We start from the raw sequence: 8,636 nt of genomic DNA on the forward strand, positions 1-8,636 counted from the left end.
GATGGAGCGTCAGGAGTCGCAGTCTGCCACGCCGCGCACGGAACGCACAGCGACCGGGAAGTCGAAGTAGGTGTCGGGAAACGCCTCCGGCTCGAACGTGAAGTGCCACCACTCCGCGGGCAGGTTCACGAACCCCTCGGCCCCGAGCACCCGCTTCAGCAACTGCCGGTTGGCCCGCGCGGCGGCCGGAACGCGGGGGCCGTCGGTGTGCGACAGCGGGTCGAAGAGGTCGAACGGCGTCCCCATGTCCACCGCGCGCCGCAGCGGCAGCCGCACCAGCGTCACGTCCACCGTGCTCCCACGGCTGTGCCCGGACCGCTCGGCGATGTACCCGTCCGGGATCAGCCGCGCCTTGTCGACCCGCGGGTAGAACTCGGCCTTCGTCCCATGGTCTTCCGGGTCGGCGGCCCACTGCACGAACCGGTCGACGGCCCGCTGCGGCCGGTAGCAGTCGTACACCAGCAGCGAGTACCCCCGCACCAGCAACGCCCGCTGGGCCCTGCGCAACGCCTCGGCCGCCGGCCGGGCCAGCAGGCACGTCGGTTCCTCGTAGCCGTCGACGGCGCGGCCCGTGAAATTGTGCGGGGTGGCGTACCGGACGTCCTGGCCGATGGTCGGATCCACGTCCGCCAGCACCGCGAACCCCGTCGCGCCCGACCCGCCGGCCAGCACCGCCACGCACCCCGCAACCACCGCCATCCGCATGCCCCTTGGCATACCATCGCGGGATGCCGCCACACCTGAGGGACTCGCACTGCTCCACGTGCGGAGCACTGTTCGACACCGCCGACTGGCCCCGTACGTGCGGCGCCTGCGGGGTCGTCACCTACCGCAACCCGCTCCCGGTGGCGGTCGCCCTGCTGCCCGTCGAGGACACCGCGGGCACCGGCCTGCTGGTGATCACCCGCACCATCGAACCCGCCCTGGGCGGCATCGCCCTCCCGGGCGGCTTCATGGACTTCGGCGAGGACTGGCACGAGGCGGTCGTCCGCGAACTGCGCGAGGAGACGGGCGTCCACGCCCGCGCCGAGGACGTCACCCTCGCCGACGCCATGAGCTCCCCGGGCGGCCACCTGCTGGTCTTCGGCCTCCTCCCGCCGCGCCCGGTGACGACCCTGCCCCCGTCGACGCCCACGGCCGAAACCGAGGGCTGGCACGTCCTGCGCACCCCGGCCGAACTGGCCTTCCCCCTCCACACGCGCGCAGCCGCAGCCTGGTTCGCGGGCACCTACACCTGAGCGGGGGCCACGGCGGAGCAGGGCCTCGCCGTTCCTCCCGCCGCCTGCACCGGCAGTTCCAGTACGAAGCCCGCGGCGACGACCAGCGCCCACACCGCGAGCAGCTGGCACGCGTCCACCTCGTACGGCCGCTCCACTGCGGCACGGCCGGTGCGCCGCGCTCGGGCGGGTCCCCCGAGCCCCTATAGCGGACCTACATCGTCCGCGGAGTCGGGCTCGTACGCGAGAGCACCGGTCGCATCCGAGCCAGTGCCGACACCCGCACCCCCACTCGCGCCCGCACCGACTCCCGCACCCGCATCCGCATCCGCATCCGCATCCACCCCATCCTGGGCACCCGCGCCCACCCCTCGCACCACAGCCCCCGCGACCCGCCCCCCGCTCTCGTGCTCCACCACCACCGCATCCCCGGCCCACCGCACCGTGTACCGCTCCACCTCGCCCGGCCCGAAGCCCGGCCCCGGGTCCCGGATCAGCACCCCGCCCCCCGTGCGCCCGCGCTCCGGCGCCCACGCCTCCAGGGCCACCCCCTCGCCCCCGGGCCCGCGGACCGGGACGACGGCGCCCGCCCGCGCCAGCACCGGGATCCGGTCCGCCGGGGCGTCGAGCAGGATCCGGCCCGGGCCCTCGTACGCCGTCCCGGTCGCGGTGTCGTACCAGCGCCCCCGCGGCAGCCGGACGGCCCGCCGGTCGGCGCCTGGTTCCAGCACCGGCGCCACCAGCAGGGCGTCGCCCAGCAGGAACGCGTCCTCGCAGTCCCGTAGCGCCCGGTCCTCGGGCGCCCCCCACCACAGCGGCCGCACGTACGGGGCCCCGGTCCGCCGCGCGAGCTGCGCCAACGTCAGGAAGTACGGCCGCAGCCGCTCCCGCTCCGCCAGTACGGTCCCGGCGCTGCGCTCCACCTCGGGCCCGAACTCCCAGGGCTCCCGCCGCCCCGCCCAGATCGCCGAGTGGGTCCGGAACAGCGGCAGGTAGGCGCCCAGCTGCAGCCACCGCAGGTACAGCTCCGGCGACGGCGAACCGCCGAACCCGCCCACGTCCGGCCCCGAGTACGGCACCCCGCACAGTCCCAGCCCCAGCACCAGCGCCAGTGAGGCCCGCAGCCCCGCCCAGCCGGTCTCCACGTCCCCCGACCAGGTGCCCCCGTACCGCTGCATGCCCGCCCACCCGGACCGGGAGAACAGGAACGGCCGCTCGTGCGGCCGCAGCCGGACCAGACCCTCCCACCCGGCCCGGGCCATGCCCAGCGCGTACACGTTGTGCCCGGACCGGTGGTCCCCGCCGGCCCCGTCCATGGCGTGCCGGGCCGACCTGGGCAGCGTCGGGTCCCCGAACGGGGCGAAGGACACGGGCTCGTTCATGTCGTGCCAGACCCCGGAGAACCCCTGCGCCAGCCGCTCCTCGTACAGCCCGCCCCACCACTCGCGCACCGCCGGATCAGTGAAGTCCGGGTACGCGCACTCGCCCGGCCAGACCTCGCCCCGCACCTCCTCCCCCCGGGCATCCCGTACGAACGCCCCGGCCGGCCCCACCGCCCGGCCGGCGGTGTGCACCGGGTCGCCGACCTTCACCGCCGGGTCGATGATCGACACGAGCCGTACGCCCTGCTCCCGCAACTCCCGGGCCAGCCCGGGCAGGTCCGGGAACCGCTCGCCGTCCACGGTGAACACCCGGTGCTGCGCGTAGTGGTCGATGTCCAGGTGCACGGCCGACAGCGCGAGCCCGCGCTCCCGGTATCCGGACACCACGCGCCGCACCTCCTCCGCGCTGCCGAACCCCCACCGCGCGTGCTGGTAGCCCAGCGCCCAGGCGGGCGGAACGGCGGGGGCGCCGGTCAGGGCCGACCAGCCCTGCAGGATCCGGGCCGGTGCGCCGACCAGCACCCAGCACCGCAGTGGCCCGCCGCCCATGCGCAGCTCGCACGCCCCCGGCCGGTCGGGACCGGAGCCGGCGCCCTCCGCGCCCTCCCGGAGCACCACCCGCCCGTCCCAGGGGTTGTCGTGGAAGACCAGGTGGGTGCCCGCGTCCGCGACCACCATCTGCACCGGCATGGTGATGTACAGGGGGTCGTCGCCGGGGCCGAAGCCGCCCTTGGGGTCGGTGTTCCACAGCCGGTACGCGCCGTCGCGCAGCCTCGGCCCCGAGGCCCGCCCGCCGAGTCCGAAGAACCGGGCGTCGGCCGGCACCTCGGCCCGCACGGCCCACCGCGCCCCACCGCCGGCGGCGCCCTCCGCCTCCCACCACCGCGGCGGCCGCTCCCGTCGCAGCACCACGCCGCCCGGTGTGCGCACCTCCACCGCGCCGTGCCGGGACACGGCCACCGTGACCCGCTCCGACACCACCCGCCACCCGCCGCCGGTGTCCGGTTCCAGCACGGCCCGGGGGTCGGGCTCCGGCCCGTCGCCGACCACCGCGTACGAGGGCGTCGCCGCGGCCCCGTCCCAGCTCCAGAACACGACCCCGCCCGCCGCGATCCGTACGAGCAGCTCCGAACGGGCGAACCGCAGGACCCCGCCGCCCGGCCTCGCCTCCGCACCCGTCAGCAGCCCCGGCACGCGCGCCCGCTCCCGCCCCCGGCGCGGCAGTCCCACCGCGTCCGCGCGCCGGTGGCGCAGCGCCGAACGCCAGGCGCGCCGCCCGCGCTCCGTACCGATCTCTTTCACCGCACGCACCAGTTCGCGACCGTTCATGCCGATCACCCTGCCACCGGCCGCCGACCCAGCGGGCTGCGTTCAGCTTCCGTTCACCCGTCCATCGAGCTCCCCGGCACCTCTGGTGCGGAGGTGGATCACATGGCATCGTCCCTGTGTGCCGCCGCGCACACACCCACCGCGCGATGGCACGGTACGCACACCCCGCGCGCACCCACGCGAGCCGCAGACTGACCGGGAGCCGACCCATGACCTCGACCACCCAGCCGGAACCCCTCTGGTCCCCGGGGCCCGACCGGATCGCCGGGGCCCGCATCACCGCCTTCCAGGCGTGGGCGGCCGAGCACCACGGGGCCCCCGCGGACGGCGGCTACCCCGCGCTGCACGCCTGGTCCGTCGCCGAGCTCGACACCTTCTGGCAGGCCGTCGCCGAGTGGTTCGACGTACGGTTCACCACCCCGTACGCATCCGTCCTCGCGGACCGCTCCATGCCGGGCGCGCGCTGGTTCACCGGCGCCACCCTCAACTACGCCGAGCACGCCCTGCGCGCCGCCGAGGACCCGGCCCGCGCCGAGGACGCCGCCCTGCTGTACGTGGACGAGACCCACGACACCACCCCCCTCACCTGGGCCGACCTCCGCGGCCAGGTCGGCGCGCTCGCCGCCGAGCTGCGCGCCCTCGGCGTGCGCCCCGGCGACCGGGTCAGCGGCTACCTCCCCAACATCCCCGAGGCCGTCGTCGCGCTCCTCGCCACCGCCGCCGTCGGCGGGGTCTGGACCTCCTGCGCCCCCGACTTCGGCGCCCGCAGCGTGCTCGACCGCTTCCAGCAGGTCGAGCCGGTCGTCCTGTTCACCGTCGACGGCTACCGCTACGGCGGCAAGGAGCACGACCGCCGCGACACCGTCACCGAGCTCCGCGCGGACCTGCCCTCGCTGCGCGCCGTCGTGCACATCCCGCTGCTCGGCACGCCGTCCCCCGACGGCGCCCTGACCTGGGCGGACCTGACCTCCGCCCGCACCGAGCCGGTGTTCGAGCCGGTCCCCTTCGACCACCCCCTGTGGGTGCTGTACTCCTCCGGCACCACCGGCCTGCCCAAGGCGATCGTGCAGTCGCAGGGCGGCATCCTCCTGGAGCACCTCAAGCAGCTGGGCCTGCACTGCGACCTCGGGCCGGAGGACCGGTTCTTCTGGTACACCTCCACCGGCTGGATGATGTGGAACTTCCTCGTATCCGGCCTGCTGACGGGCACCACCGTGGTCCTCTACGACGGCAGCCCCGGCTACCCCGACACCGGCGCCCAGTGGAGCATCGCCGAGCGGACCCGGGCCACCCTGTACGGCACCTCGGCCGCCTACGTCATGGCCTGCCGCAAGGCCGGGGTCCACCCCTCGCGCGACCACGACCTGTCCGCCGTGAAGTGCGTCGCGACCACGGGCTCGCCGCTGCCGCCCGACGGCTTCCGCTGGCTGCACGACGAGGTCGCGGAGGACCTGTGGATCGCCTCCGTCAGCGGCGGCACGGACGTCTGCAGCTGCTTCGCCGGCGCCGTCCCCACCCTCCCGGTCCACATCGGCGAGCTCCAGGCCCCCTGCCTGGGCACGGACCTGCAGTCGTGGGACCCCTCCGGCAAGCCGCTCAGCGGGGAGGTCGGCGAGCTCGTCGTCACCAACCCCATGCCCTCCATGCCGATCTACTTCTGGAACGACCCGGACGGCAGCCGCTACCGCGACAGCTACTTCGAGATGTTCCCGGGCGTCTGGCGGCACGGCGACTGGATCACCCTCACGGACCACGGCTCGGTGGTGATCCACGGCCGCTCGGACTCCACCCTCAACCGGCAGGGCGTCCGGATGGGCTCGGCCGACATCTACGAGGCCGTCGAACGCCTTCCCGAGATCAAGGAGTCGCTGGTCATCGGTCTGGAGGAGCCGAACGGCGGCTACTGGATGCCGCTGTTCGTCCACCTCGCGCCGGGCGCCACCCTCGACGACGACCTGCGCGGCCGCATCAAGGCCACGATCCGCGAGGAGCTCTCCCCGCGGCACGTGCCCGACGAGGTCATCGAGGTGCCGGGCATCCCGCACACCCTCACCGGCAAGCGCATCGAGGTCCCGGTCAAGCGCCTGCTCCAGGGCACGCCCATGGAGAAGGCCGTCAACCCGGGCTCGGTCGACGACCTCGACCTCCTGCACTTCTACGAGGAGCTGGCCCGCAGCCGCAGCGGTGCCCGCAACGGCTCCTGAGGTCACTGTCAGTGGCCGCGATTACCCTGGGTGAGCAATTGATTGCGCACCCAGGGGGGAAGCATGTCCGGCACGCACCACACCACCAGCGACACCACCACTGACCGCACCAGCGGCCCGGCCAAGCGCCGCATGCTGCGCCGCGAGATCCCCGGCACCGTCGGCCTCCTCGCCGACCCCGGGGACTTCGCGGCCATGCGCCGCTACGGCAGCTTCGCCTTCGACGACCACCAGGACTACCTGCGCCACGTCGACGACCTCCTCAGGTCCCTCGCCGCCCAGGGCATCCACACGACCGTGGCCCTCTTCGAGCCCGAGGCGTACGCCGATTTCTGCGCCGAGCAGCGCCTCGACCCGGACAGCCCCGCATCCCGCAGCCGCTACACCGCCGAACTCGCCGGCACCGGACCCGGCCTGCCCTACACGGGCCGTCCCATCGAGGAGATCGTCCCGCTCCTGATGGACGAGGCCGTCCGCCAGGCCACGTGGGAGTACGCCACCACGCTGCTCTCCGACGTCGGCACCTGCGCCGACTGCGGCGAGGACATCGGCCGCTCCTCCTTCGAACGGGCCGCCGACGTGCTCACCCGGCTCGTCCGGGGAGCCGGGCCGGGCCACCACCACCTCGTCTGCAGCATCCCCACCCAGGACCAGCAGCTCGTCGCGGTGCTCCACACCGAGACGCCCCCACCCCCGCCCGGGCACCTACCGGTCACCGTCCCCGGCCCGGACGCACCGGGCGGCCGGGGCGACTCGGACGCCACGCCGTGGTTCGACGGACGCGAGAGCCTCGACTTCGTGACCGTCCTGGCCGCCGGCCTCGCCCTCGGTGGCCCCGGGGGACTGGTACTGCGCACCACCGGCGCCGACTCCGGCGACCGCGTCCACGGATGGCGCCTCGACCGGGGCCGCCTGGTGGCGCTCTCCGCAGCGGCGGTCTTCAACGCGTACTGCACCGACGCCGACACCGGGGAACCCGTGGCCCCGGAGCACGGCGTCGAATACTGCCCGGGATACGAGGTGGACGGCCCCGACCCGCACCACGGCCCGAGGTAGCCGGCCGGACCCGGACGGAACGGTCGAGGGCCCCCGCCGGCACGGCGAAGGCCCCTCGACCGGACCGGGGTCACACCGACGCCGGAACCGGATGCACCGACCGGCTACTCGCCGGACAGCACCGCCTGCGCGGCGACCCGCGCCTCCTCGGCGCTGTCCGCCGCACGCGCCGCGGCCGCCGCCCGCCGGCACTGGGCCAGCGTGTACTTGGCGAGCGTCGCCCGCACGTACGGGATCGAAGCAGCACCCATCGACAGGGAGGTGACCCCCAGACCCGTCAGCACACAGGCCAGCAGCGGGTCGGAAGCGGCCTCACCGCAGACGCCGCAGCTCTTCCCCTCGGCCCGGGCGGCCTCGGCCGCCATGGCGACCAGGTCGAGCAGCGCCGGCTGCCACGGGTCCTGGAGCCGCGACACCGCACCGACCTGCCGGTCGGCGGCGAAGGTGTACTGCGCCAGGTCATTGGTGCCCAGCGACAGGAACTCGACCTCCTGCAGGATCGAGCGCGCCCGCAGCGCAGCGGAGGGGATCTCCACCATCGCCCCGAACTTCGCCTGCAGCCCGGCCGCACGGCAGGCGTCGGCGAACGCCTTCGCGTCGACCCGGTCGGCCACCATCGGCGCCATGACCTCCAGGTGGACCGGCAGGCCGTCGGCCGCCTTGGCCAGCGCGGTCAGCTGGGTCCGCAGCACCTCCGGGTGGTCCAGCAGGGTGCGCAGGCCGCGCACGCCCAGCGCCGGGTTCGGCTCGTCGGCCGGCGTCAGGAAGTCCAGCGGCTTGTCGGCGCCGGCATCCAGCACACGCACGACGACCCGGCCCTCGGGGAAGGCCTCGAGGACCTTGCGGTAGGACTCGACCTGCTTCTCCTCGGACGGCGCCTTCTTGCCGTCGTCCAGGAAGAGGAACTCGGTGCGGAACAGACCCACGCCCTCCGCCCCGGCCTCGACGGCGGCCGGGACGTCCGCCGGCCCGCCGACGTTGGCGAGCAGCGGCACCTTGTGCCCGTCGGACGTCGCACCCGGACCGGACGAGGCGGCCAGCGCAGCCTTGCGCTCGGCGGCCGCGGCCTCCAGCCCGGCCTTCTTCTCGTCGCTCGGCTCGACGAAGACCTCACCCGTCGAGCCGTCCACGGCGACCACGGTGCCCTCCGCGATCTCGCCGGCGCCCGGCAGCGCCACGACCGCGGGTACGCCCAGCGCCCGCGCGAGGATGGCGCTGTGGCTGGTCGGGCCGCCCTCCTCGGTGACGAAGCCGAGCACCAGCGACGGGTCGAGCAGCGCCGTGTCGGCGGGTGCCAGGTCCCGCGCGATCAGCACGTAGGGCTCGTTGCTGTCCGGTACGCCCGGCATCGGCACGCCCAGCAGGCGCGCCACGATGCGGTTGCGTACGTCGTCCAGGTCGGCCACCCGCCCGGCCATGTACTCCCCGGCCCCCGCGAGCAGGTCGCG

Annotated in this window: 7 protein-coding genes (1 of these 7 cut by a window edge); 3 read left to right on the forward strand and 4 right to left on the reverse strand. The window is 74.7% G+C overall.

Going from position 1 to position 8,636, the window contains the following annotated elements:
- Window positions 1-9: 9 nt before the first annotated feature.
- Window positions 10-699, reverse strand: a complete 690-nt coding sequence (locus ACSHWO_RS28245; RefSeq protein ID WP_438316080.1) for a M15 family metallopeptidase — start codon at window positions 697-699, stop codon at window positions 10-12.
- A gap of 29 nt (window positions 700-728) precedes the next feature.
- Between ACSHWO_RS28245 and ACSHWO_RS28250 the strand changes: the two genes are divergently transcribed.
- Window positions 729-1,238 carry an NUDIX domain-containing protein gene (locus ACSHWO_RS28250; RefSeq protein ID WP_385805300.1) on the forward strand — a complete coding sequence of 170 codons (510 nt, stop codon included), beginning with the start codon at window positions 729-731 and terminating at the stop codon, window positions 1,236-1,238.
- Here the strand turns inward: ACSHWO_RS28250 and ACSHWO_RS28255 are convergent.
- Both ACSHWO_RS28255 and ACSHWO_RS28260 read right to left on the reverse strand, forming a co-directional pair.
- Complete coding sequence (locus ACSHWO_RS28255; protein ID WP_438316083.1) at window positions 1,229-1,375, reverse strand: hypothetical protein; 147 nt, start codon at window positions 1,373-1,375, stop codon at window positions 1,229-1,231. The genes ACSHWO_RS28250 and ACSHWO_RS28255 overlap by 10 nt on opposite strands.
- Window positions 1,376-1,420: 45 nt before the next feature.
- Complete coding sequence (locus ACSHWO_RS28260) at window positions 1,421-3,928, reverse strand: glycoside hydrolase family 31 protein (protein WP_438316086.1); 2,508 nt, start codon at window positions 3,926-3,928, stop codon at window positions 1,421-1,423.
- A gap of 209 nt (window positions 3,929-4,137) precedes the next feature.
- Between ACSHWO_RS28260 and ACSHWO_RS28265 the strand changes: the two genes are divergently transcribed.
- Both ACSHWO_RS28265 and ACSHWO_RS28270 read left to right on the forward strand, forming a co-directional pair.
- Complete coding sequence (locus ACSHWO_RS28265; protein ID WP_438316089.1) at window positions 4,138-6,132, forward strand: acetoacetate--CoA ligase; 1,995 nt, start codon at window positions 4,138-4,140, stop codon at window positions 6,130-6,132.
- A 63-nt stretch (window positions 6,133-6,195) separates the two neighbouring features.
- Window positions 6,196-7,188 (forward strand): hypothetical protein, encoded by a 993-nt coding sequence (locus ACSHWO_RS28270; RefSeq protein ID WP_438316092.1) that lies wholly within the window; start codon window positions 6,196-6,198, stop codon window positions 7,186-7,188.
- 104 nt (window positions 7,189-7,292) lie between these two features.
- Here ACSHWO_RS28270 and ptsP read toward each other — a convergent pair whose 3' ends face one another.
- Window positions 7,293-8,636: the 3' portion of a phosphoenolpyruvate--protein phosphotransferase gene (gene ptsP, locus ACSHWO_RS28275; protein ID WP_438316095.1), read on the reverse strand. Its footprint extends 327 nt past the window's final position; only the last 1,344 of its 1,671 coding nucleotides appear in the window; the start codon falls outside the window, past its right edge — the gene reads right to left on this strand; the stop codon is at window positions 7,293-7,295.

Source organism: Streptomyces pallidus (ex Mingjun et al. 2026), from assembly GCF_051550185.1.
Classification (GTDB): Bacteria; Actinomycetota; Actinomycetes; order Streptomycetales; family Streptomycetaceae; genus Streptomyces.

Bases quoted from the DNA above. Each gene is read 5' to 3' on its own strand.
- ACSHWO_RS28245 (WP_438316080.1), bottom strand. From the start codon at position 699: ATGGCGGTGGTTGCGGGGTGCGTGGCGGTGCTGGCCGGCGGGTCGGGC.
- ACSHWO_RS28250 (WP_385805300.1), top strand. From the start codon at position 729: ATGCCGCCACACCTGAGGGACTCGCACTGCTCCACGTGCGGAGCACTG.
- ACSHWO_RS28260 (WP_438316086.1), bottom strand. From the start codon at position 3,928: ATGAACGGTCGCGAACTGGTGCGTGCGGTGAAAGAGATCGGTACGGAG.
- ACSHWO_RS28265 (WP_438316089.1), top strand. From the start codon at position 4,138: ATGACCTCGACCACCCAGCCGGAACCCCTCTGGTCCCCGGGGCCCGAC.
- ACSHWO_RS28270 (WP_438316092.1), top strand. From the start codon at position 6,196: ATGTCCGGCACGCACCACACCACCAGCGACACCACCACTGACCGCACC.